The sequence below is a fragment of the Fontibacillus forbon genome (assembly GCF_046559655.1).
Lineage (GTDB): Bacteria > Bacillota > Bacilli > Paenibacillales > Paenibacillaceae > Fontibacillus.
In genome coordinates this window covers 578420-603189 of sequence record NZ_JBKGFV010000004.1, presented here as the reverse complement: position 1 = coordinate 603189, position 24770 = coordinate 578420, and the positions used below count along the sequence as shown (strand labels likewise).

General features: G+C 53.4%; 20 protein-coding genes and 1 pseudogene. 15 read left to right on the top strand and 6 right to left on the bottom strand.

The genetic code is table 11. The features are described from left to right. Positions 1 to 112 precede the first annotated feature (112 nt). Both hemH and ACLB09_RS18305 read left to right on the top strand, forming a co-directional pair. Entirely contained in the window at positions 113 to 1126 is a 1014-nt protein-coding gene (gene hemH, locus ACLB09_RS18310) for a ferrochelatase (RefSeq protein ID WP_410771294.1), read from the top strand. A 180-nt stretch (positions 1127 to 1306) separates the two neighbouring features. After that, the gene (locus tag ACLB09_RS18305; protein WP_410771293.1) at positions 1307 to 1528 is read left to right on the top strand and encodes a hypothetical protein; all 222 of its coding nucleotides are present in this window, start codon (positions 1307 to 1309) and stop codon (positions 1526 to 1528) included. A gap of 73 nt (positions 1529 to 1601) precedes the next feature. Here ACLB09_RS18305 and ACLB09_RS18300 read toward each other — a convergent pair whose 3' ends face one another. Next, on the bottom strand, positions 1602 to 6026 hold the full coding sequence (locus ACLB09_RS18300) for an endo-1,4-beta-xylanase (RefSeq protein WP_410771292.1): 4425 nt from the start codon (positions 6024 to 6026) through the stop codon (positions 1602 to 1604). Positions 6027 to 6301: 275 nt separating this feature from the next. Between ACLB09_RS18300 and ACLB09_RS18295 the strand changes: the two genes are divergently transcribed. The 4 genes from ACLB09_RS18295 (at position 6302) to ACLB09_RS18280 (ending at position 10862) form a co-directional block, all read left to right on the top strand. Then, positions 6302 to 7804 (top strand): sensor histidine kinase, encoded by a 1503-nt coding sequence (locus ACLB09_RS18295; protein WP_410771291.1) that lies wholly within the window; start codon positions 6302 to 6304, stop codon positions 7802 to 7804. Next, positions 7779 to 8474 carry a response regulator transcription factor gene (locus ACLB09_RS18290; protein WP_410771290.1) on the top strand — a complete coding sequence of 232 codons (696 nt, stop codon included), beginning with the start codon at positions 7779 to 7781 and terminating at the stop codon, positions 8472 to 8474. The genes ACLB09_RS18295 and ACLB09_RS18290 overlap by 26 nt, the downstream gene beginning before the upstream one ends. A gap of 134 nt (positions 8475 to 8608) precedes the next feature. Next, positions 8609 to 10090, top strand: coding sequence for an S-layer homology domain-containing protein (locus ACLB09_RS18285; protein WP_410771289.1), 1482 nt, complete (start codon positions 8609 to 8611; stop codon positions 10088 to 10090). 106 nt (positions 10091 to 10196) lie between these two features. After that, positions 10197 to 10862 (top strand): ankyrin repeat domain-containing protein, encoded by a 666-nt coding sequence (locus ACLB09_RS18280; RefSeq protein ID WP_410771413.1) that lies wholly within the window; start codon positions 10197 to 10199, stop codon positions 10860 to 10862. Between the two features lie 58 nt (positions 10863 to 10920). On the opposite strand, the gene ACLB09_RS18275 is transcribed toward ACLB09_RS18280, so the two are convergent. After that, positions 10921 to 12045: a DUF4261 domain-containing protein gene (locus tag ACLB09_RS18275; protein ID WP_410771288.1), complete on the bottom strand. Its 1125-nt coding sequence runs from the start codon at positions 12043 to 12045 to the stop codon at positions 10921 to 10923. Positions 12046 to 12280: 235 nt separating this feature from the next. Here ACLB09_RS18275 and ACLB09_RS18270 point away from each other — a divergent pair, with 235 nt between their 5' ends. Beyond that, complete coding sequence (locus tag ACLB09_RS18270; protein WP_410771287.1) at positions 12281 to 12469, top strand: hypothetical protein; 189 nt, start codon at positions 12281 to 12283, stop codon at positions 12467 to 12469. Positions 12470 to 12615: 146 nt separating this feature from the next. On the opposite strand, the gene ACLB09_RS18265 is transcribed toward ACLB09_RS18270, so the two are convergent. Then, entirely contained in the window at positions 12616 to 13908 is a 1293-nt protein-coding gene (locus ACLB09_RS18265) for a DUF4179 domain-containing protein (RefSeq protein ID WP_410771286.1), read from the bottom strand. After that, positions 13901 to 14455 (bottom strand): sigma-70 family RNA polymerase sigma factor, encoded by a 555-nt coding sequence (locus tag ACLB09_RS18260; protein WP_410771285.1) that lies wholly within the window; start codon positions 14453 to 14455, stop codon positions 13901 to 13903. Before ACLB09_RS18260 ends, ACLB09_RS18265 begins: the two co-directional genes overlap by 8 nt. Before the next feature lie 298 nt (positions 14456 to 14753). On the opposite strand from ACLB09_RS18260, the gene ACLB09_RS18255 reads away from it, so the two are divergent. The 7 genes and pseudogenes from ACLB09_RS18255 to ACLB09_RS18225 all read left to right on the top strand — a co-directional run bounded on the left by ACLB09_RS18255 (position 14754) and on the right by ACLB09_RS18225 (position 20660). Beyond that, positions 14754 to 15482 (top strand): amino acid ABC transporter ATP-binding protein, encoded by a 729-nt coding sequence (locus tag ACLB09_RS18255; RefSeq protein ID WP_410771412.1) that lies wholly within the window; start codon positions 14754 to 14756, stop codon positions 15480 to 15482. A 15-nt stretch (positions 15483 to 15497) separates the two neighbouring features. Then, a complete protein-coding gene (locus ACLB09_RS18250) occupies positions 15498 to 16301 on the top strand; it encodes a glutamate ABC transporter substrate-binding protein (RefSeq protein WP_410771284.1) in 804 nt (267 codons plus the stop codon). A 123-nt stretch (positions 16302 to 16424) separates the two neighbouring features. After that, complete coding sequence (locus ACLB09_RS18245) at positions 16425 to 17075, top strand: amino acid ABC transporter permease (RefSeq protein WP_410771283.1); 651 nt, start codon at positions 16425 to 16427, stop codon at positions 17073 to 17075. Between the two features lie 22 nt (positions 17076 to 17097). Further along, positions 17098 to 17748: an amino acid ABC transporter permease gene (locus ACLB09_RS18240; RefSeq protein ID WP_410771282.1), complete on the top strand. Its 651-nt coding sequence runs from the start codon at positions 17098 to 17100 to the stop codon at positions 17746 to 17748. A gap of 170 nt (positions 17749 to 17918) precedes the next feature. After that, the gene (locus ACLB09_RS18235) at positions 17919 to 19205 is read left to right on the top strand and encodes an ATP-binding protein (RefSeq protein ID WP_410771281.1); all 1287 of its coding nucleotides are present in this window, start codon (positions 17919 to 17921) and stop codon (positions 19203 to 19205) included. A gap of 3 nt (positions 19206 to 19208) precedes the next feature. Beyond that, on the top strand, positions 19209 to 20126 hold the full coding sequence (locus tag ACLB09_RS18230; protein ID WP_410771280.1) for a response regulator: 918 nt from the start codon (positions 19209 to 19211) through the stop codon (positions 20124 to 20126). Between the two features lie 112 nt (positions 20127 to 20238). After that, positions 20239 to 20660 (top strand): annotated as a pseudogene (locus ACLB09_RS18225) (DUF6544 family protein). An 83-nt stretch (positions 20661 to 20743) separates the two neighbouring features. On the opposite strand, the gene ACLB09_RS18220 reads toward ACLB09_RS18225, so the two are convergent. After that, a complete protein-coding gene (locus ACLB09_RS18220) occupies positions 20744 to 22027 on the bottom strand; it encodes a glycoside hydrolase family 27 protein (RefSeq protein WP_410771279.1) in 1284 nt (427 codons plus the stop codon). Positions 22028 to 22147: 120 nt separating this feature from the next. Next, positions 22148 to 23032: an AraC family transcriptional regulator gene (locus ACLB09_RS18215; protein ID WP_410771278.1), complete on the bottom strand. Its 885-nt coding sequence runs from the start codon at positions 23030 to 23032 to the stop codon at positions 22148 to 22150. A 251-nt stretch (positions 23033 to 23283) separates the two neighbouring features. Between ACLB09_RS18215 and ACLB09_RS18210 the strand changes: the two genes are divergently transcribed. Continuing rightward, positions 23284 to 24417 (top strand): hypothetical protein, encoded by a 1134-nt coding sequence (locus ACLB09_RS18210; protein ID WP_410771277.1) that lies wholly within the window; start codon positions 23284 to 23286, stop codon positions 24415 to 24417. The last annotated feature ends 353 nt before the right edge of the window (positions 24418 to 24770 follow it).

Here is a 24770-nt window from a genome sequence, read left to right as displayed (position 1 = left end):
GCAGGATTTTCGCTTGTGGTATAATGACTCGCCCTAAATTGCTGTATTATTGCATCATTTTCAAGAGGGGTTACAGTACAGCCTTATTACGATACGAATGGAGTGGTTACCTTTGCAATCGAACCCATCCATCGGCGTCATTCTGGCTCAGATCGGAACGCCGGAGAGGCCTGAAGCGAAGCCGGTTCGGGCTTATTTGCGGCGGTTTTTGTCGGATCGGCGGATCGTGGATACGAATCCTTTGCTGTGGCAGCCGGTACTCCAGGGAATTATTCTTCGGACGCGACCGAAGAAGTCGGCCCGGTTGTATAGGCGAATCTGGAGTGAGGAGGGATCTCCATTATTGGTAAACTCCCGGCTTCAGCAAACCGGCTTGCAGGAGCGGTTGGGGCCGAGGTTCCAAGTGGAACTGGGGCTGGCGTATAGCGAACAGAGCATGGAGCAGGCAATGCTGCGATTTGAGCAAGCGGGCATCGGCCGCGTCCTTGTCGTCCCGTTGTTCCCTCAATACTCTTCGACGACGACGGCTTCCGTTTATGATCAAGCCTGTTTTGCCGCGCTGGGCCGCACCAGCGCTAAAGGACCGGCGATCAAACGATATATTCCGGCATTGCGGTTCGTGGAACCCTATTATGGGGAGCCGGGATATATCTCCGCGATGAAGGCGCATTTGCTCCGTTGCATGAAGCAATTGGACAGGGAGCCGGATCAGGTTGTACTGTCTTTTCACGGAATTCCCAAGCGCTACGCGGATACGGGAGATCCTTATCCGGAGCAGTGCATGGAAACGGGACGGCTGCTTGCGGAAGCGATGGGCTGGCGGCAAGGCAGCTGGCAAGTTGCCTTCCAATCCCGCTTTGGACCGGAGGAGTGGATCGGACCCTCCACGGAAAAAGTGATCGGGAATCTGGCGGAGCAGGGGATTGTCCATCCCCTCGTATTCGCCCCAGGCTTCGTAACCGATTGCCTGGAGACGCTGTATGAGCTGGATATCGAAGGACGGGGCCACTTTAGTGCCTCCGGTGGGAATGCCGATCAATATCAATATGCACCGTGCCTGAATGACCAGCCGGAGTGGCTGGATTTCTTAGCGGGGCTGGTTGAAAGGAACGTTGGAGGTTGGTGATGAGCGGAGGCGCAAGGATAATAATTCGGGCGCCGTAGTTGACCTGTGACAATTCTCACCGAAAAATTTACTTAAAATTTGAATAATAAGGATAGGCCACGAGTGAGAAAGAATAGGGCGAAACAATAGGATGAAACAATAGGATGAAACAATAGGAGAAGGAGGGCGTAACGAAGCATCATGAGTGTTCGTGAATGGGTGGATCAGGATTACGTCATCGAGCATTTGAGACAAAAATTTAATTGTTCGGTGTTATGGTGCGAAGGCCGCGCCTGCCTGGAGTATGAGAGCAAGGAAGAGCTGGACCTAATGACGGACTATGTAAAAGCGAATTTCGGCATGGAGCTTCTGGATGTGTTCTTTACGGCGGTAGAGAGCCTCGATGAAGAAGTTGAATCTTGAGCATTTGGCTCAAACCATAAGAACCCGCTCATTCGAGCGGGTTCTTTGTTCATAGCTTTGCTGTTCGCCGTGATTACAGCTTCCAAATCCGGTACAGAATCACCGCCGCCTCGGCGCGGGTGAGCGTTTCGGTTGGGGCAAGCTTGCCATCCTTGCCGTTGACGATGCCCGATTTCACCAAGGCTGCCGCGCTGGCTTTGGCGAAATCGGCAATTTGCGCCGCGTCCGAATAAGACGCCAAAGTCGTGCTGTCTTCGGCCTGTTTGCCGGCAGCCGCCAGCGCGCGGGTCGTCAGCACCATCATCTCCTGGCGGGAGATCGGGCTGTCCGGTTTGAATGTATTGTCCGCATAGCCGGTCACGATGCCCAGTTCCTTCGCGATCGCCAGCTTATCGCTATAATAAGCGTTCGGCTGGACATCGCTGAATGTTGCGGCTTCCGCTTGACTCGCGCCTTTCAATTCAAGGCCGCTGACAAGCAGGGCGATGAAGTCCGTCCGCTTGATGGAAGCGGCAGGGGAGAAGGCATTCTCGGCCGTTCCATGGATCAAGTCGCGCGCGGCCATGGCTTCAACGGCTTGCTTCGCCCATGGCACGTTCTGCAGGTCTCCAAATGTCCTCGACACAAAGGCTATGGCATAGCTGCTGAAGTGGGACGTTTGGAAAATAACACTTCCGGTTGCCGCATCGTAACGGCCGTTCGGCACGGAGATCACGTTGCCATTATCTGTGATGTACCAAACCACGATGGAATCCGGACTACTAAGTTCTTCCGCATTCGGCGCGTAAGGAATAGCTACCGTGACAGGTTCTTTCGGGTTGTTCCAGGCGATGGCTTTGCCATCAACGGCAATGTTCAGATCGATCACCGGACGGTTGCCAATCGCTTCTTGAGAACCTGCGTCCAACTTATCACTCGAAGCTTTGGCGATGGTAATCGATACTTGGCCCGCTGGGTCTGTCACGTTGGACAGCATGTTACTAGGAATTTCGAGCGTGCCATGTTCCGTTTTCAATAGAATCGTGAAGCTGTCTTGGCCTTTCAGGGCCTGAGACGGAAGCTGTACTTCATAGGAAGTAGCGTTTGCCTGCTGCGGCACTTCGATAGCGACTAGTTTCTTGCCGTTGGCCGCTGGAGTCGCTTGCTCTAGGGCTTTTTTCAAGTTGTCGCCGGAAACCGTCGCCATGGCCACGCCGCCTGCAACCTTCACTTCCGGTTTGATCACGCCTCCTGCCGGTTCAACCGGTTTTGGTTGTGGTTGTGCCGCCGTTCCACTACCGTTTCCGCTACTTCCGCTGCCGTTTCCGTTCGTGTTGCCATTGCCGTTATCTCCCGGTTTGCCGGGTTTGCCCGTAAAGGTAAGCACACCGTATACGGAGGTGTCCTGATAACCGTTGCCGGTGGTATCATTCCATGCGGCAACGCTTTGCCGGGAGCCGTCTTTGGCGTCATTAATTTGCGCGTCAAAGCCGACCTTCACGTTGTTGCTTGGGATAATCTTTTTAAACGGAATCTTCGCTTCTACCGTGTAGTTCGTTCCGGAAACCCGGGTGGCCGATACGAAGCCTTCGCCGATTTTTACCGGATTGAAGGAGGTTTCGTTGTCAAAGTTGATGCGGAATTGTCCGTCGTCGTCTTGATAGAACGTGCTCTTGGCGTTGTTCTCGTCCAGGAAGATCTCGACGGAGTCCTGTTCCCATGCGTTTGCATTGCTCTTGTCGAGCTGCGCGTCGCTCACCTGGATCAGAACATACAGGTTTTGATCGTCCCAAAGGGCTTTGGCCACGCCGGTTGCACCCTGCCAAGCCGTTTGATACCGGTTTAGAGACATGGCTGGAGCCTGGTTCCATACCGCGTCGATGGTTCCGTCAATGACGGGGGTAGCATAAATCGCGGTGGACTGGTTGGCATCCGACGAATCCGGCTGATGCTCCTTCATGAATTTATCCGGATCGATGACGCCGTAATAAGCCGGTTTGGCCTGGAGCCGCTTATCGAACAGCAGCGGGTTGTTCTCCGCTCTCCAGCTTGAGCCGTCGTCCAATCCCCAGAAGGTAACGCGCTTGATATGACCGGAATTCTCCCTATAGATGTCAAATAATTGCGCATACAAGTAACCTTGGGCATTCGCCAGCTTCTCGGAAAGCTGATATTTCTCTCCGGCTTGAATGTCCAGTTCGGTGACGCTGATCTCCACGCCTAAAGTAATGAACTTCTCGAGAGATAGTCTTACGTTCTCCGGATTGGTGTTTACGCTATAGTGCGCTTGCATGCCGACGCCGTCAATGAGCAGTGTGCCGGGATGCGCATCCGCATACCTATCATTGATTTCTTTAACCATGTTATAGATAGCTTGCGCTTTATTCTGGTTATCTTCGTTGTAATCGTTGTAGTAAAGCTTGATATCCCACTCGGGATGTTGATCGAGCACTTCTCTTGCCGCCAGGAACGCTTGCTCTACGTAATCCGCTCCAATGGCGGTTTTCCAAGGAGCTGACCGTAACGAACTTTCCCAATCCGCCGGATTGCTCGGGTTATCGCTCATCGCTTCGTTGACGACGTCCCACGAAATTACTCGGTCGCCAAAATGCTCTACGACCGTTTGAATATGAGTGCGCAAATTCTCGAGAGCCTCATCCCGGCTTAAAGGTACCGTGTTTCCTTGCTCCGTGGCCGTATTCATCCATGCCGGAGACTGCTGATGCCAGACCAGCACATGTCCGTGCATCTTCATGCCTTCCGCCAGCACCTTATCGACCATGGCCTCCGCCCCGCTGAAGGAAAATTCACCTTTCTCCGGCTGCAGCGCATCCGGCTTCATGGCGTTGCCTGCGGTAACGACATTGTGGTGCATTTTCAGCAACTCAAGCCGTACGCCTTCCAGATCCTCGCCCGTGATGGCGTTGCCGATCAGGAAATCGTTTTGGTACGCGTTTTTGATCGGAGTCAGGTCCTTCTGGATTTCAATCGGTTCCGATTCCAGCTTTTCAAAGCTGATGTCGTCGATATAAAAGGTTGTATCCGCACCAGGGCTTTGCAAATAGATCGTTAAATACTCGCCCCCCACGCTGTTATAGCGATAGGTTCCTTCCAACTGCACCCATCCGTCGCTGACACTGACTGATTTCTTGGCAAGTTCAGGGTAATTCGCACTGCTTCCTTCGCCAATTTGAGAAGACAATGAAATTTGCGAGCTCGTAGGGCTGATCAGCTTGACCCAGGCAGTAACTTTATATTCGCTGCCTTTGTCCACATATTTCTCCACGCGGAGCGACGGTCCGTGCCAGTCCTTTTCTCTGCCTTCTACCTTCAAGGCATATGAACCACTTTCGGTGTGGTTGGCTTCATCAGTAATGGTTAGTGTTTCAACGCCTCCCCGGCCTTCAAAACCGCCTGGCTTTTGATCCTCAAAAGTAATGGCGGTAAAAGGCAAGGCCGGATCTCTAGGCGGTTCTTCGCCGCCACCGGAGGCCACTTTTTCGGTGATTCGTACATCTCCGATGTAGTACGGCACACTTTTTCCATCCGCATTCGAATTAATGCGCAAGGCCTTGTCCTTGCTCGTGTCCACCGTGAATTCCTTCGTCAAAATGACGGCTTTGCCGGCTTCATAGTTTGCTTCCGCGTAATTTTCATAGCTTTCTACGGTTTGAAGCGCGGCTTTGGCGCCGTCAGGCACAACCTCGTCAGCATCAACATAAACGGCGGCGGTCACCGTGTAGGTTTTACCGTTTTCCAGGCCGAGGTCGCTAAATTTAAAATCCGCCGCGTCCCAGTTGTTCGCCCGGTTGCTCACGTATAACGCGGCCCCGTCATCATTTCCGTCAAAAACTTTCCCATTTACCGTTGTGAGGCTTGCGCCCCCGGACTGGCCTGCCGCGCCTTGACCGTCGGCGAAGGTTTCGCGGTAAACTTCTTTCTCCGTGGTTCCGGTTGTCTTCTTGGCTGTAATAAGTAGATCGCCGATGTAATACGGCACCGCTTTTCCATCCGCATTCGAATTGATGCGCAAGGCTTTGTCCTTGCTTGTATCGACCGTGAACTCTTTCGTTAAAATGACGGCCTTGCCGGCTTCATAGTCTGCTTCCGCGTAATTTTCATAACTCTCTACGGTTTGAAGCGCGGCTTTGGCCCCTTCAGGTACATTTTCAGTGGCGTCCACATATACGGATACTTTGGCCGTATAGGTTTTACCGTTTTCCAGGCCAAGGTCGGTAAATTTGAAATCCGCCGCGTCCCAGTTGTTCACTCTATTGCTAACATACAGTGCCGCCCCGTCGTCATTGCCGTCGAACACTTTGCCGGTGACGGGCGTAAGTTTTGCGCCGCCGGATTGTCCAGCTACCCCCGCGCCGTTCGCAAACGTTTCGTGGAAAACCGTTACCGCTTCTTCCGTAGCCGCATCCGTAGCTTCCGCATTCCGGGCAAACCAGCCTGACGGAATCAGCAAGGCCGCAGCGATGGAAATCGAGATGGCTTGTTTGATCATTTTACGCATTCATTGCACTCCCCCTGTAAGAAATTTGGCGAAATAGGTAAAGCGCTTTCATTTGATGGCATGAATCCTCCTTTCACGCCCAAATAATACCATCGGAGGGGAAGCGCCGTCTTACTCGAAATTAAAGATTGTTTCGTACTTTTCTTATATAAATTTCGATATGCAGTTTTAAATGGGCAGGTTGGCAAGGAAACCTTATGGATTTCCTTTAAAGAGGGGATGTGTCATACTAGGGTTACATTTTTCTATTATCGATCGCAGCGAGGTGAGCGGGCTTGTCCATCAGAGTAAAATTATTGCTGTCGTACACGGGCATGCTTATCATCAGCCTGCTTGTATTCGTCGTGACCGCAGGTCTGTTCACGGTCGCGGCAACAGGAGACATCCACGGCATCCGGGATTTCTATAAGGTGCATTACCAGCTCAACCCGTTGACCGAAGAAGAGGAGTCCATTTTCCTGGAATTGAAATATCTCGCCAAAAATGAACCGGACCAGCTGCAAAACAAGGAGCTCCTGAAAGACTACGATTTCAAGCTCAGAACGGTGCGGGCCGGACTCTTCGTCCGCCGGGAAAGCAATCAAGTATTCGAATCGTATACGTTTAACCAGCCGGCATTGGAACAACATTTGCCTCCGTATGACTTGAATAACAATCAGATACGTAATACCTTCAATATCGGCGAGCGATTCTACGCTTACGCGAAATTCGATTTCCGCTATTCGGACGGCGCAAAGGGCAGCGTTTTCGTCATTCGTGAAAGAAGTCCTTTTGGCGAGGTGACCCGCAAGCTGCTCCCGATTCTCGTCTTCATTCTCATCGGCGTCGTGGTGGTAGCGAATGTGTTGTTATACCGCTGGATTACCAGAAGCGTCGTCAAACCGCTGGATTTGCTTCGCAACTCGGCGGATCACATCAAGGAAGGCAATCTGCAATTTTCGCTGGATCTGCATTCCAAGGACGAAATTGGTCAATTGAACGAAGCGTTCGAGAATATGCGGAAAAGGCTGCACGAATCGGTTCAACTCCGGCTGCAGGACGAGGAGAACCGGAAAGAACTCATCTCGAACATTTCGCATGACTTGCGTACCCCTATCACGAATATAAAGGGATATATCGAAGGCATCCGGGACGGGGTGGCGGATACGCCGGAGAAAATGGACAAGTACGTAAACATCATCTATTCCAAAACGGTCGACCTGGATAGACTTGTGGACGAGTTGTTTCTCTACTCCAAGCTGGACTTAAAGCAAGTGCCGTTCACGTTTGAACCTGTAGATATCGTCGGGTTCTTGGATGACTGCATCGATGAGCTCCATTACGCCTTGGATGAGAGCGGCATTTCCCTGCATTGGGGAGAGCGGCCGCCTCAAGGCATTGAAGTTCTTGCCGATCTGGAGAAATTAAAACGCACGGTACTCAATATCATAGGTAATGCCCAGAACTTCATGGATAAGCCGCAAAAAAGCATTCAAGTCTCCGTTCAGGCTTCTGCGGAGTGGGTAACCATCGAAATAAGAGATAACGGGGCTGGCATTCCGCCCGAAGCCGTTCCTCACATTTTCGAACGGTTCTACCGCGCCGAGTCGTCCCGGAATTCTTCGATGGGCGGCAGCGGGCTGGGACTGGCCATCGCGAGTCAGATCATCGAAGGGCATGGGGGCTCGATCTGGGTTAGGAGCGAACTCGGAACCGGCACCAGCCTGTTCTTTACTTTGAAACGGACAACGCACGAAGGAGGTGAAGCGCGCTATGGCGGCTCGGATTCTAATCATTGAAGACGAAACCACGATCGCTCAACTGGAGCGGGATTATTTTGAGCTGAACGGCTTTATCGTTGATTTATGCCATACGGGTCTTGAGGGTTTACAGCTCGCCCTTAAAGGGGATTACAATCTCATTATTGTCGACTTGCAGCTTCCCGGGATGGACGGGTTTGAATTATGCAGCCAAATCAGGCAAGCCAAAGAAGTGCCTATCCTGATCGTCTCCGCGAAAAAAGAAGAGATCGATAAAATCCGCGCCTTCAACCTCGGCGCCGACGACTATGTTACCAAACCGTTCAGTCCCAGCGAACTGGTTGCAAGAGCCAAGGCCCACCTGACGAGATACGAACGGCTGTTGGGCAAACAGGAGCCGCTTCAAAGGCCCGAGATTCATATCCGCGGCCTCGTCATTGATAAGGCGGCTCACCGGGTATATGTGCGCAATCGGGAGGTGCCCTTTACGACTAGAGAATTTAGTCTGCTTGAGTTTTTGGCCACCCACCCGAACCGCGTTTTCAGCAAAAATGAGCTGTTTGAACGAATCTGGGGGATGGACTCCAATGGGGATATCGCTACCGTTACCGTGCACATTCGGAGGCTGCGGGAGAAAATCGAGGCAGATCCATCCAATCCGCAGTATATTGAAACCGTTTGGGGAGCGGGATATCGTTTTTCCGTATGACCGAGTTTAGAAATTGTTAATAAATGTTTTAGAAGCTGTTTATCCCGGGTTTCTTTGGATTTTAGGACTCTCCTTTATCATACAGGTATGGCGATAACACCAACTATACCCATTGATCTTAAGGAGGATTACCGATGAACAAATACTCAGCCAAACTGGCTGCATTGATGGTGGCGGCGGCCTTGGGAACGACAACCCTTCCTTGGAGCGCCTTGCACGCAGAGGCGGCTTCCGCGGGATTATCCGCGCAGGAAATCGAACAAGCCGCTAACGAGCTTACCCAAATTCGTGTAATAAACGGTTATGAAGACGGATCTATACATGTTGAAAACCAGATCACTCGTGCGGAGTTGGCGAAAATGGTGGTTTTGACATTTGGACTGCAAGGGAAGGGAGATCCTTCGGCAAACTTCGCGGACGTAAACCCGGAAGCCTGGTATAGCAATTACTCCGCCGAATTGGCGGCGCGGGATATCATGCCGGCGGAGGACGGACGCTTTTATCCTCAGGGAACCGTGACTGGCGCGGAGTTGGAACAAATTGTGGCCAAGACGCTAAATCGCGACCTGAAATCGGTCCATCATTGGATGAGCCGCTCCGATTCGGCCAATGTTATGGTCACCCGCGGCGAGGCGGCATACCTGCTGAATACCGCGCGACAGGCGATCCCTTCGGCGGAGGCGAAAATTACAAGCGTACGTGCGCTGAATGCCATCACGTTAATCGTGACCTTCGATGCTCCCTTGACCGCGGATGATGAAGCCTTTGCCAAGGCCAAAGAAGACTTCGCCTTTAACGGCGGGCTTACCTTAACCAACATGCCGCGGTTAAAAACGGGCTCGATAGCCACTTATATCGTTCCGACCTCCGTCCAACAGCCGGGGACGGTTTACAACCTGACCTATAAAGGACAAGCGGCAGGGACGTTTGAAGGCAACGCCGCGAAGCTGGCTATGACCGAGGCAAGACAGATTGCGAACGATACTTTCGAATTAGAGGCCCTTAAGGATAACGGGGTCGTAGACTACGGATATGTCATCTCCGCCTATAGCGGAGGCCGCGGAGCCAATGCCTTCGTGCTGGATGAGAATAACGGAGCGGACGGAAGGACTTATCAGATTATTTCTTCCGGTCAAGGCAGAGAGGTCACAATTACGCCGGAAGGCGGACAGCCGATCATCGCGAAATACGTGCCGTTTACCCAGTCCACGGACGGCAAGCAAGAGCCTAAATTCCGCTTGCCTGAAGGCCAGGCGTTGCAGCCTGGGGTGAAGTATACCGTAACCTCGGACTGGGCGGACATTGCCAATCCGTCCTTCGTAGCTCAGGACATTGCCCCGCTGCAAATCGCCAACGCCGAAGCTATGAATGACACCTCGCTTACGGTTACATTGACGGCCGATCCGGGAGATGAAATGTTCTCCGGGCGCCGCGTGGAGCTGACCGATGCGCAGGGGCGCAAGCTGACGGCGGCTTATAAATATTCAAGCCGTAAAGGCGCGACGGGCGTATTCGATTTGGAGCAAGGCGGTAAATTGGAAAAAGGCGCAACCTATACCGTTACTCCCGTTGGCGCTTGGGCCGGTTCATCCCAAGCGGAACTGATTGTACAGTAATCTGCCGGAAATGCTGAAACTTTTGAAATCAACAGAAAGGGGCCGGTCCGTTATGTTTCGCGGCATTCCTCTTTTGATCTTGGCCCTCGTTCTTTCGGGGTGCAGGATGGACATGAACTCCTTGTTATCAAGCGAAGAACAGCAAACAAACCAGGTGGTGAAGAACGAAATGGACAACTTGAACAGAGATCTGTTGAAGGCTGCGGAACTGGGATACCGGGAGGCGATCGAAACGCTTTTGGCGGACGGGGCCGATATTAACGCTACGGACGAGAATGGCCGGACCTCGGCCATGATTGCCGTCCATACGAACCAATTGGAGCTGTTTCATTTTCTGGTCGAGCAGGGAGCTAATATCAACATCCGGGACCATCGCCTGGATAATCCGTTGCTTTATGCGGGGGCGGAGGGCAAGCTGGATTTTGTCAAAGCGGCCATTGCGGCAGGCGCCGACACTACCGTTACCAACCGGTTTGGAGGGACCGCTCTCATTCCGGCCGCCGACCGCGGTCATGTCGAAATCGTTCGGGAATTGCTCGCGAATTCCGACGTCGACGTGGATCACGTCAACGACTTGGGCTGGACCGCTTTGCTTGAAGCCGTCCTTCTTGGAGACGGTGGAAGTAAACATCAGGAGATCGTGAACCTGCTGATAGAGTACGGGGCCGATGTGAATCTGGCCGATAACGAGGGAGTGACGCCGCTGCAGCATGCCATAAGCCGCGGCTATAGCGAAATGGTAGGAGCCTTGACCGCCGCGGGCGGAAAGTAAAGATTAGAAAAAGGATAGAGCTGGCCCTGATCACGGGCGCTCTATCCTTATTTCTCCGTCAAAAACCGATCTTCAAACTCTCTCCGTTCACGTAGACGCCTTCCGAACGCGTAATCGGCAGCTTCTGTTCCGCTGTGAAACCGATCGTTTCCCCGTTTCGCAGGGTGACGTTTTGCTCCACGACATAACTTGAAATATCCATCAGGAATTCGCGCAGATCGGCCGGATCGGCCTGACTGTCGAGAATTTCGATTTCATCTTTGCCGAACGGCTTTAGGCCGTAGGTGTATCCGTTCATGCCGGATTCGCCCCGGACCAGTCCGAAATGGACAAGATTCAGCAGAGGGAATTCGTCATCGGACTTCATGATGTCGGACATCTGCAGGAACATTTCGGGTTCAAAGACGGTGCCGGAGGAATAAAGACCCACCGCATTAGGCAGCTTCAGGCAGCTGGCGGCCAGCTTGACGTACATTTTGCCGCTGTCCAGCGGGGAACCGGAGCGGGTAAATACCGCGAGGATGATTTGGGCGACATGGGTTTTGACCACGTCCGCCCCCCCGGGCCAGAGATAATTTCCCTGCGCATAATGTTCGGCCTCGCCGTCCGGGACGGGGGCATCGACGAAGCTGACAGCCAAAGTGAACCCGTCCGCATCAAAGACCAGGATTCCTTCATGTTCCCTGGATTCGCGGTCGTCCTCCCCTGACGGGTAGGTAATATCCCAATCCTGTAACAGGTTGCTCTTGATTTGCTCCAGATCGCATTCGGAAGAGTTCAGCAGCACGAATCCGTTGAAAATCCCGGCTGAATCGTTCCGCGGCTCGGTTTCGTCGTCTTGTACTTGCTCGGCCTCGATGGCCGCCGCCTGCTTCATCCAGTATTCGCGGATCATTTCTACCATTTTGATGGATTCTTGCTCCGCAGTCGCCGGGTCATAGGGCTGCATCTCGCTGAACACATGGCCGCAATGCTCGGTGTCGGAAGGGTGGTCATAGCCTCCGCAAACGCCGAGGAGCCATTTTCCCAGCATGTTTTTCTTATACTTGAATATGTAATAGTGCATGTTGTGCAAATCAAATTCGCCTGCAATTTCGATCTTGCTGGGCTTCCGGCCGAGTTCGTGTTCATCCGCCAGCCAGCCGATCATGGATTGCATTGCCGCTTGCCGTTGGGCTGTCATTGTTTCCTCTCCCTATAATAGAAGTATGGTCCTATAAAGTTATATTCTACCAATCAATAGATTGTAATTCAACGCCGAGCGTCAACCTTCTTCTTTAGCACCTGCTCGAAATTCGGAACTTAGTAGATTGGAACTATCTATACCTACTTTGGCAGTTAACCTACATGCAATAAATGACTCCCGATCCGGGCAAACTGATACGGTCTGGATTAACTGAGGAGGAGTGGGTGCAGGGATGGCAGGCCAGGATCAGCATGAGGGCAGAGAAGACCGATTTCTGGATATAGACAGAATGGTCAACGAAGGCTTGGGGGGCGGCAATGTGACCCTGGATAACGGATTGATCGAGGAAACGACCACGGATACGATGGAGTATGCGGAGTCCATACTTGATGACAAAACCGACAATAGTGCGGAACGTTAACGGGAATTGTAAGCCATAGCCAAGCTGCGTAACAACGCGTCGATCTTAAACAACAAAAAATGACCTGCTCGCCGAGCAGGTCATTTTTGTGCGAAGAGGCGGGAACATGCATGTTTAAGCGCAGCCTCGGTTAGGATACTTCCTCCTTAATCTACGGGAATTTTGATGTTCATATTATAAGGCTTCATGTAATGCATTCCTTGGATGATAAGCTGATCCGGCTGGACGGAGGAGTCGAACAACAGGGTTCGCTCTTTCAGAATGGTTCCGTCCGTCAGCTTGGTATCATGTTGATTCAAGGTCGTGTTCAGCGGGATACTCTCTCCGTCCGCCTCGATGGACACGCCATCCAGCATTACATCCTGTTCGGTGGCTATCGTGATCTCGATGCCTTGCGAGGTCGCGGACACCTTTTTAATCCATAGTTCCTTGTCTTCCAACAACACCGGTTGATCGGCGGGGGAAGGGAGGGGGATGTTGCGGTCCAGCTTCCGATATCCGACGAACTCCTTGATGACCAGTTCCAAAGATTCCAGATCCGGAGGGAGCGCGTCGTAGCGGATATCAAATTTCATGCCTGCATACGAAGACTGACGACCGCTGCCGAGTTGGGCCACCGGTTTTCCGTTAGCGATCAACTCAACCCCGTCCAGAGCGGAGCGAATCCGGTCGAAGTTGTCGATATTCAGGGTTCCCTTGATGATCGTCATCGTGGGGGTAGCCGTGATCGATTGAAAGGTAATCTTCCCTCTGTCGACTTCCAGCGTCTTGCGGATGCGCTGCTTGACCTCGGTTTGCATGGCCTTGTTGGGGTCATAGGCAAAAGTCAACTCACTGTCTTTTACCGGTCTAAACGGGAGCTGCTGCCGGAACCGCAGCGTTAATTTTTTCGCGAACGGACTGACGGGTTCGAAAGAGAACGTGCCTTTTACCTCGGTATGCTCGTCATTCATCAGGGAAACGCCCGATTCCAAGAAAGAGTCCGTTAGGAAACCGGTTATTTTGGTCGGGCTGAATATTCCGGTAGTAGCAGTCTCCGATATCCCCAGCGGATTGGTCAAGGTGTAAAACAGGATGAATTGGTTGGCATCCGCCATGAGTCCATTGATCGTGAGCACGGTTCCGTCCTCAAGGGTCATCTTTTTTTCGACCGATTGTCCTTTTCCTTGATCGTTGAGCTCTTGCAGTGTGCCGTTAATCAACCCGTCGAACCCAAACAGTTGTTTGCCGTAATAGGCAAAGGCAGGGTAATTGGAGCCCAGGATCACGATAAATAGCAATACGGCGGCCGCAGCTTTCCAAATCGCCGGAACTTTCTTTTTAGTTCGTAAGGGGGCTGCATCCAGGGCTTTCCGAAGTCTCGTTTCCAGGCCTTCCGGCGCTGTAATGGAGTCGATGTTCTTCTTTTCCTCCGTTAACCGTTCCTCGATATTATTCATCGGCATCACCCCCGTAAAGTTCTCTCAGCTTTTTCAATCCCTGAAAAATCCTTGATTTCACGGTTCCCACCGGAACCTCCATAGCATCGGCTATCGTCGCATAATCGAGATCATGAAAATACCTTAATTGGATGGCTTCTTTTTGCGGTTCGTTTAATTGCTGCAACAGCTCCTGAAGATGCATCTGTTGATCGCTGATCTTATAAGGATCGCTTGTATGTGAGTGTCTGAATGCATCCGGTCCATCCGCGGCATCCTCGCTCAAATCCTCCAGCAGGACCAGTCTTTGTCGTTTGCGCAGCAGCGCCTTGCAGACATTGACCAGAACGGTTTTGCTCCAACTATAAAAAGCATCCTCATTCCGGAGCTGGTGAATCCGCTCATACAGCAGGACGATCATTTCCTCCATCGCATCCATCGCGTCATGCTCATTTCCCATATAGGTGAGAGCCAGCCGGTAGTAGGCGTCTTTATCGGCCAGGATCAGTTGAAGTAAGGCCTCTTTATTTCCCTTTTTTGCTTGTTTAATCTGCCGGACGGCACTCATGGCTTCACCTCTCTCCCCTATAAGAGTCATGACCCCGGGGATAAGTTCATTTGTTATTATAATTTTTTTCCGATTCTCCTTCTCCCTGCCACCAACCTGCCATCCCTGCGTTACTGCCAGCGCTTCCAAGTCGGTTTATCACGCCCATAACAAACAGTTATCGCAATTTTAAAGAAAATCCTCCGTAGGATTCCGTAGGATTTCGTAGTCGGCCCATTACTGTGGGTATAACACGTTACAAATCATAACATGGGTTGCTTGCCAGGCATATCGCGTCAACCCGGAGGGGGGACTTGAGCTGATTCATTTTCATCAGGTAGAGAAGCATTACGGGCATTTTCATGTACTGAAAAACATCGATCTGACGGTGGATGAAGGGGAAGTAGTGGTAGTCGTGGGTCCTTCCGGATCCGGGAAAAGCACGATGCTGCGCTGCATTAACCGGCTGGAGAACATTACGAGCGGCGAGCTGAAGGTGAACGGGATTCAGGTGAATGACCGCAAGACGGATATCAATGAGGTGCGGCGCGATATCGGGATGGTGTTCCAGCATTTCAATCTGTACCCCCATATGAAGGTGATCGACAACATTACGCTGGCCCCGGTCAAGGTGTTGGGAACGCCCAAGCAAGAAGCGGCGGAGACGGCCATGTACTATTTGGAAAAGGTCGGGATCGCCGACAAGGCGAAGGCCTATCCCTCCCAGTTGTCCGGCGGGCAGCAGCAGCGGGTGGCGATCGCCCGGGGGCTGGCGATGAAGCCGAAGATCATGCTGTTCGACGAGCCGACTTCGGCGCTGGACCCGGAGATGGTCGGCGAGGTACTGGATGTCATGAAGGCGCTGGCCCGCGAAGGCATGACGATGGTCGTCGTGACGCACGAGATGGGCTTTGCCCGCGAGGTGGCCGACCGGGTGGTGTTCATGGACCAGGGGCAGATTCTGGAGGAAAGCGCACCGGAAGAGTTCTTCGGGAATCCGCGGGAAGAGCGGCTGAAGACGTTTCTCGGCAGATTGTTAAGCCATTAAAAAGGAGATGAACCCATGAAAAAACATTGGAAAATGATCTCGCTCGGCATGGCCGTATGTCTGGCGATGACGGTGCTGGCCGGTTGCGGCGAGAAAAAAGAAGAAGGCGGTCTCGGTGCCATCAAGGACCGCGGCAAGCTGGTCGTCGGCGTGAAGTTCGATACGAAGCTGTTCGGGCTGAAGGACCCGTCGAGCGGCAATGTGGAAGGGTTCGACATCGATATTTCGAAGCAGCTCGCGAAGCGTATTTTGGGCGATGAGAATAAGATCGAGTTCAAGGAAGTGACGTCCAAGACGCGGATTCCGATGCTGAACAACGGCGAGATCGACATGGTTGTGGCGACGATGACGATTACGGAGGAGCGCAAGAAGGAAGTGGACTTCTCCGACGTTTATTTTCAGGCCGGCCAGTCGCTGCTGGTGAAGAAGGGAAGCCCGATCAAGGGCATTGAAGACGTGACCGCAGATACGAAGGTAATGAGCTCGAAGGGCGCAACTTCCGTCAAGAACATCAAGGAAAAAGTACCCGGCGTGACGGTGCTGGAGTTTGACAACTACCAGGATGCTTTCAGCGCGCTGAAAGCTGGTCAAGGCGATGCATTGACGACGGATGATGCGATCCTGTACGGGATGGCTGCACAGGATCCGAACTACGAAGTGGTCGGCGAACCGTTCACGGATGAACCGTATGGCATTGCGATTCAAAAGGGCAACAGCGATCTGGTGCAGGCGGTGAACGATGCGCTGAAAGAGATGCACGAGAACGGCGAGTACGACGCGATTTACGAAAAATGGATCGGGAAGAAGCCTGCCGAATAAGCGATTCGCTTGCTTGTCAGGCAACTGGGGCGAATCGATCCGAACGTTAACGCTTGTAAAGGAAAGGATGGTCGGGAGTTGCCGCAGCCATCCTTTCTTTTCAATTCCGAGGGGTGACATTCCATGGATTTTTCGCTGTTGAGCGACAATATCGGGCTTTTTATGCAAGGATTCATGAATACGATTTGGGCCAGCCTGTTGGGCCTGGCGGGGAGTTTCGTCCTGGGGACGATCATCGCGGTGTTTCGGATGACCCGGTCGCGCCCGCTGGTTTGGTTCGGCACGGCTTACGTGGAGTTTTTTCGCAATATTCCGCTGCTGCTGGTCGTGTTCCTCTTCTATTTGGGACTGCCCTCGCTGGGGATCACCTTGAGCGGGTTCGCTTCGGGGACGATGGGACTGGCCGTATATACGTCGTCTTTTATTGCGGAGGCGATCCGGGCCGGCATTATGGCGGTGCCGAAAGGACAAACCGAAGCGGCCCGTTCCTCCGGGCTGACTTATGTGCAGACGATGTTCTATGTGATTTTGCCCCAGGCGATCAAGCTGGTCATTCCGCCGCTGAGCAATCAGTTCATCAACCTGGTCAAAAATTCGTCCATTCTGAGTATCGTCGCCGGTTTTGACTTGATGTACTACGGCGATATCGTTGCGACGGAAACGTTCGATACGATTAACACCTATCTGTTCGTTGCACTATTTTATCTGATCATCACGCTCCCGCTCAGCTACGGCTCCAGAGTTCTGGAACGGAAGCTGGCCAGACATGACTAAGCGGTAGAAGGAGGCGGGAATTATGGATTTTGCAGGCGCGTATTCAGGCGATTTTTTGATCTTTTTGCTGCAGGGGCTGCTGATTACTTTAAAAATCGCGCTCATCTCGATCGTCCTCAGCTTCACGCTGGGCACGTTCATCGGCATCATCCGGTATGCCCGGGTGCCGGTGCTGTCCCCGGTGCTGGCGGTATTGGTGGAGCTGCTGCGGAATTTGCCGCTGCTGCTCATTATTTTGTTCAGCCGGTTTGCGCTGCCGGATCTCGGGCTCCGGTTGGGGCCGGAGGGGGCAGCGATCGCCGCGCTGACCGTGTTCGAGATGGCGATGATCTCCGAGGTGGTCCGCGGCGGGCTGAACTCGATTCCGAAAGGGCAGGTCGAAGCGGCCCGTTCTTCGGGTCTGAGCAGTCTGCAGACGCTGCGCTATATCGTGCTGCCGCAGGGGCTGCGGCGGATGATTCCGCCGCTCGTGAGCCAGTTCATTTCCTTGCTCAAGGATACTTCGCTGGCTACGGCGATCGCCCTCGCCGAGCTGATGCACAATGCGCAGATCATCATCGGCCACAGCTACAACTATGCGATTCCGGTGCTGCTGCTGTGCGCGGTGATTTATTTTACCGTCAATTATTTATTGTCCCTGCTGTCCCGGAGGCTTGAGAACAAAGGGGTCTAGGCATTAGGCGGTCGTCTTGCGCGCGGCCGGCGTTACACCCGATGTTAGAGTGCTTATTGAAAAAAACGGGGAGTATGCTAGTATAGTTCCAACTTAGTCGGGAGTCCCCGGTCTGACGCGGCGCAGACTCCCTTCTTCTCGGGAGAAGTACCGGCGGGAGTTGAAGAGAGATGACGGGAAGCTTTCTCCGAAACCGGAAATTTCAAATGCTGCTGGTGGCCGCGGGTACGGCGGTGGCCGGCGAATTCAAAATCAATCCCTTCGACGGAGATATTTTCCGCATCGCGCTGGGAAGCAGTGCGTTTCTGTTGTTCCTCTTAATGCTTCGCGACCTTCCCTGCCTGAAAACGGGCGTGCTGACCGGGATCGTCGTTCTGCTCTTTCGCGTGGCGCTGGATGTGCTCTGGCCGAATCACGTTCCTCTCTTGCAAAGCTTCTGCAATCATATCTCCGCGGCCGTGTACTACGTTGCCTTCGGGGCAGCGCTAAAATTCGTGCGCCGGCTGGATCATGTGCATCCTCTGCTGCTGGGCGGAGCGGCGGCTTGCGCCGATTTTATTTCCAACGAGGCCGAGCTGCTGACCCGGATGCTCGTGTTGGGCACCTCTTCTTTTCATTTAAGCGAATGGACTTACCTGTCGTTGATCGCCGTGCTCCGCACATATTTCACGACCGGAATCTACAGCAGCATGGCGATTTACCGGATGCGCGCCGTTCAGGCGGAGCAGCAGCGGCGGGTCGATCAGATGCTGAGCTTCGGGTCGGGGCTGTATGGGGAAGTGTTTTATTTGCGGAAATCGGTGGATACGGTGGAACGGTTGACCGCCGGAAGCTACGAGCTCTATCGCGACCTCAAAAGCGGCGGACACGCCGGATACGGCCGGCGCTTGCTGGATATTACGCAGCAGATCCACGAGGTGAAGAAGGATTCCCAACGCATTCTCGCCGGGCTATTGAAATTGTCGGCGCTGGAGTCCGCCGATAACGACATGACGCTCTCCCAGATGGGTGATTTTTGTCTCAAAAGCAATGCGGAGTATGCGGGGATGCTCGGTAAGGCCGTCTCCTTCGATCAGATGGTTACCGCCGATTTCCGTACGGCCCGCTATATTCCGCTGCTGACGCTGCTGAACAACCTCGTTGCCAATGCCGTCGAGGCCATCGGGCAGGAGGGCACCGTGATGCTGCGGATTTTTGAAGCACAGGAGCGGACGTGGTTCGTTGTACAGGATAACGGACGGGGGATGGCCGAAGCCGACCGGGAAATTGTGTTCGAGCCCGGCTTTACCACCAAATTTGCGCAGGATGGAACGGCGGCAACGGGCATCGGGCTGTCGCATGTCCGGGACATTACGGATTCGTTTGGCGGCGAGATCGAAATCATGAGCCCGGTCTCAGGGACGGGTACGGTGTTCAAAGTATCGATTCCGACAAGCTCGGTCAAGAGGGGGGATTGAACCATGGCGCTTTCTTTTTGCATTGTGGATGATGACCGGGGGACGCGGCGGATGCTTCAGCATATCATTGAAGACAGCAGCCTTGGTGAAGTCGTGGGCATGGCGGAAGGAGGGGCGGAGGGAACGCGCCTCATTCTGGAACAATCGCCCGATGTCGTGCTGATGGATTTGCTGATGCCGGATCAGGACGGCATCGAGACGATTGCCCTGCTGCAAAGCCGGGGTTGCGATGCGAAGTACATCATGATCTCGCAGATCGAAAATCAGGATATGGTCGGGCAGGCCTACCGGACCGGGATCGAGTTCTTCATCCGCAAGCCGATCAACCGGATCGAGGTGGAGTCCGTGCTGCGGAAAGTCAGCGAACGCTGGACGATGACCCGCTACTTGACGGAGATCCGGTCCGCGCTGGCGAAGCTGGAGGGTCTGCAACAGCCGGCATCGGCCGTCTTTGGCGCAGTTGCGTCGCGCAGATCGGTGAGGGATGTCGTTCAGCCTATCCTGATGAGCATGGGCATGGTGGGCGAGAGCGGCTGCCGCGATCTGATCGCGATCATGGAATATCTGATGGGGCGCAGCGATGGACGATTTCCTCCGTTGCGGGAAATCTATACGGCTGTCGCTTGTACATATAAACAGGACATGGCGGGAACGCCCGGCCTGGATAAAGAAATCAAAGCGATCGAGCAGCGTCTGCGCCGCGCCCTGACGGCGGGGATCTCCCATTTGGCTTCGATCGGGCTCGCCGATTACGGACATCCCAAGTTCGAATACTATGCCCCGCTTTATTTTGACTTTGAGGATGTCCGCCAGAAGATGAAAGAGATGGAGCAGGGCCGCACCGGAGGCAAAGTGAAGGTGAACATCAAGAAGTTTCTGCAAGTGCTGTATCTGGAGATGCAGGAGCAGTTGCGGCAGTAAATCAGACCCAATACAATTTTGCCGACGAACCCGTTCGTATGGCCTTTATCGATACGGCTATGTACGGCATCCGTTTCAGGGGCTTGATTCCTATGTAAATGGAGCGGGCGGCATGAAGGGAGTTCTCGCCAAAACGTTCACCTTGTTTAATCAAACGGGCGATGCCATGAATAAGGCTTGTTTGGCGACAGTCTTGTCGGAATCGCTGATCCTCATCCCCAAAGCTGCCTTGCAGCCCTATATCACCTGGGAGCCCATGGACGACACTCATGCCAGGGCACTATATCCAGCTACGGGATAACGGCTAGCGGTGTCTTTACGTTCAGCGGGGACGGCGCCTTGCTTTCGTTTACCGCCGATGACCGGGCGGTAATCGCTACCGATGGAACCGTTCAGCAAGTAAGATGGACGGCCAAGTTTGGCGACTATAAGACCGTCAATGGAATCAGGCAGCCTACCCGGCTTCAAGCCGTTTGGAATTATGACCGCGGGGACCTGATTTATTTTGACAGCGATAATCTGGTGTTAGAGTAATATTTTTAATCCGGTACGCTGTGAGCGACTTTAATAGCGCCCAGGCTCTCGAGAAAGTCTCGACAGCCCGGGCGCTATGTTTTTTAGGTCAGCCGAATCAGTCTCGCTCCATGCGAGGCGACTTCCAGCTCCAAGCCTTTCCCGAGCGTACCGAGTGCTTCCGAAGCCCACATATCGAACGCCGAAGCGGTGCCTCTGTTCCATCCTAACTCATCCAGCGTAACACCGACCTGGAGGGGGGCCGTGCCGGTATTAAACAACGCGACATAGCGGACGTTATCCGAACCTTTCGAAGTCCAGACGATGCGGTCGCCGCTTCGATATACTTGTCTTGCTTCTGTCCCGTCCCGATGCATGGCGAGCACTTCGCGATTGGTGAGCAGCGACAGCGTCCAGTCGTCATTGTCATTCAACTCCCCGCCGAAGAACAACGGCGAGCGGAACAGCGTCCAGAGCGTCATCATCGTCACCTGCTCGTCTCTTGTGAAGCGTGTCCAACGGTCAGAACCGCCTCCGTCTACCGAACGGATACCGATATGACCGAGCGGAAGCATATCGCAGTCGGGCCAATGTCCCGGCCCCGTCCGGCCCTGCCATGTTTCGCAACGGTCGAACATGTCGAGCAGCGGCTCCCACATATCCCAGAAGTCGTCGGTCATCCGCCACATGTTGGCGTTCCGCTCCAGGAAGTCTGCGTGCGCGAGCGGAGCCGGCCCCGGGGACAAACTCAGCGTCATCGGCCGGCCGCAACGGTCGATCGCCTCCCTGATCATCGCAATCTCCGGGAGATGCGTATCGTATAGCCGCGATGCGGCGATATCGTCAACCTTGATGAAATCGACACCCCACTCCGCGTACAGCTCGAATAGCGAATCGTAGTAAGCTTGCGCGCCTTCTTTCGACGCGTCTACGCCATACATGTCGGTGTTCCAAGGGCAGATCGAGTTCGGATGGGCGATGTCGCGGGCGGTCGCGGAGGTGCCTTTGATCGGCGTGGCGGCATGCACGGCTTGGCGCGGGATGCCCCTCATGATATGGATGCCGAATTTGAGTCCGAGACCGTGAACGTAATCGGCGAGCGGCTTGAAGCCCTGGCCGTCCGCTGTGGACGGGAATCGGTTTGCGGCAGGCATCAATCGCGAGAATCCGTCCATCTCGAGCGGTACGAAGTGACGGTACTGCGAGGAGACGGCTCCCGGTTCATACCATTGGATATCGACGACGACGTACTCCCATCCGAAATCCTTCAGATGCTTCGCCATATAGTAGGCATTGGCCCGGACTTCTTTCTCCGTCACAGCGGCTCCGTAGCAATCCCAACTGTTCCAGCCCATCGGCGGCGTCGGGGCGATCAAGTGATGATTCAATGGGACACACTCCTTATCGAAAGAGAAATAATTGCGGTTGTGTCCTCATCATAATGCCGATGGATCGAGTTGAATACCGTAATTTTGGATGATGAATAGCACAAAATTGCTGTTTATTGGTTACTTGTCGAAGAAAAGGCGGCTGTACGGAAGCTGCTGCCCTTCCCGGAATTGGCCCGGCGTCTGGCCGGTCAACCTCCGGAACACTTTGATAAAATAGCTTCCGCTAGAATACCCGACGGCGGAGGCGATGGCTTCAATATTCCAGTCGGTACGGCTTAGCAATTCGACGGAACGTTCAATCCGCACTCGGTTCAGATAATCGTTCGGCGTCAGGCCGACATAGCGGGAGAACGTCCGGAGGAAATGGTACTTGGACAGCCCGAATTCCGCGGCCAACTGTTCTTGACCGATCATCCCGGCGTAGTTCGTATCGATGAAGCGGACAGCCGAGCGAATGGCCGTTGGCCATGCGTCTTGCTCCCTGTCCGGAGAGGACGCGAAGCGGGCGAGTTCCATGACAAATTGGTATACATGGGATGAGGCCGTAAACGGGTCTCCAATTTTGCCTTCGCGTGCGTCTTCGAAGATCGCCCGCAACTTCCGGATCGGGGCGCTGCCCGCCGGCAGATCCGCTACGTCTCCAAGCTTGTCCTTGATGAATTCCCAAGCGGGCAGCACGAGACGGGGCCTGAATAACAGAAAATAAAAGGACCATTCCGGCTTGTCCGCCGGCAAGTAGTAACGATGATCGCCAGGGATATCAACGAGAAAGGCTTGGCCCGTGCCGACGGCTTCCTTTCGCTCCCCAATCTCGACGGCTCCTTCGCCCGCCAGCGTATACTGGAAGAGCAGAAGGGGACCGTCGTCGCGCGTCAAACCGTCCCATCGATAGGAGGCGTCGGTTTCCCGTTCCCGTCCGACGGCGAATAAACCGCACAGAGGCTGCTCCGGGAAATCGGCGAACCGGAAACCGTAAGTGCCGTATTCAGAGATGTTGATCATCTCATAATCTCCCTTCCGTAGACATGACTTCTATTATTTTAAGGGCAGCGATTCTTCTTGTCATCCTTATCAAATGCCGAATCGATCCTGCGCAGGATGAAGTAATTACAAAGCACGCTATGCTCAAATTGAATGGAAGAATCCTCCATTAGACTGTAGAATATAGACAGATAGGGAATAAGGATAGATGCCGGAGGGGGATTAGGCTATCTTGCCCGAACAGACTATGAGACAGAATTTAGGAGGTTCATATGAATAAACTCAGGCTAATCGCCTTTGCTTTGGCCTTGGTTGTGCTTCTGGCGGGCTGCAATAAAGCCGCGGAAAGCAATTCGCCCGCTGGGACCCCGGCAGCAAACGGAATAAATGCGGAGGGGGCGGCGGAAGGCGGCGAAGTTACGGCAGTAACCTCTCCGGCCGGGAGCGGTGAGCTTGCGGAAGAGGCGGAGTCATCCGAGCCTCAGGACACCACCACGCTATTTAAAGATCATTTGAAAGAGAAAGGTTTAGGGGCCGATCTTTCGCTGATCTATTTCACGCAGGAAGATATGGATTTGGACGGAAATGAAGAAGCTATAGCGGCTTTCGGAAATGACGGGCAAGGGGAAGAAGAGGATGAGGAGGATGTTACATTCAGCGAGATTTACATTTTGCGGAATCAGGGTGGAAAGATACTTCAAATCGGGGATAACTTAAACAACGGCGGTTACGGCATCAATGAAATCCGGCTCGTCCGGCTGGAAGACCGGGAAGAGAAAGTCATTTACCTGGGACTCACGAATTGGGTCAGCATGACCGGCTTCAGGTTGGTTGGAATTTCGGACGATACTCTGGATGAGTTGGCCTATAGCGCCTCTGCTACCGGATCAGGGGAGGACGTGCTGCTGGACGGCAATGAGAACGGCAAGTTCGATAGCTATGAACAGCGCCGGGGCAGCTACGATGTTTTTTATTACGGGGTTACCCGCTACTTTTCGCTGGAGCGAGGCGAGTTTGTGCAAACCGACACCTCCGTGGAACTGTTGGATTATCCTTCCACTCCAAAAGCGGCCGTATTGGAGTATCTGGCATTAAGCATCATAGACGACCGGCTTCCGCCGAATGTGGAAGAGCGTCTTGACGAACTTTGCCAATTCCGCAATCCCGCCGGAGACCGGCCAGTACTTGAAGTGGACTACGGGACCGTAGGCAATCTGCAACTGGAATTGGACGACGAGGATGCTTATTTCGAAGTCGAGGAAAGCGAAAGCGACGCCATGGTTACGTTGATCGAGACGGCGGCGGACGGGACAAAGAAGCAAACAATCTTCAGTCTTGCCAAGGATTCCGGTGATGACAAGGGGAAGTGGAGTATCTACGATATCGAAGTAGTGGAGCCTGAATAAGCAATGTGCTATAAAGGCCTTTGGGAGACACGGGAGTCGAGGCGAATCGGACGGCAAGCCAAAGAAAAATAACTGGATTATATCCAGTTATTTTTCCGGAAAAGTGCCTTTGAGATAAATTAGCTGGAAAACCTCCATCTATTTTTGCCGATATTGCCGGATTCTGCTTTTTAACGCCAGAATAACTGTAGGTTATCCAGTTAATTTCGATTATCTGGCAGATGGGCGAAAATTAACGGCAAGTTTTCCAGTTAATTTGCTGGCAGGAGGAAGGGACAGGAGGCAGGGTGAGAGGAGAGAATCTCGTTCGTTTTTCCTCGGCTTCACCGTTCTCGAGGTTTTCGACCTCTGAT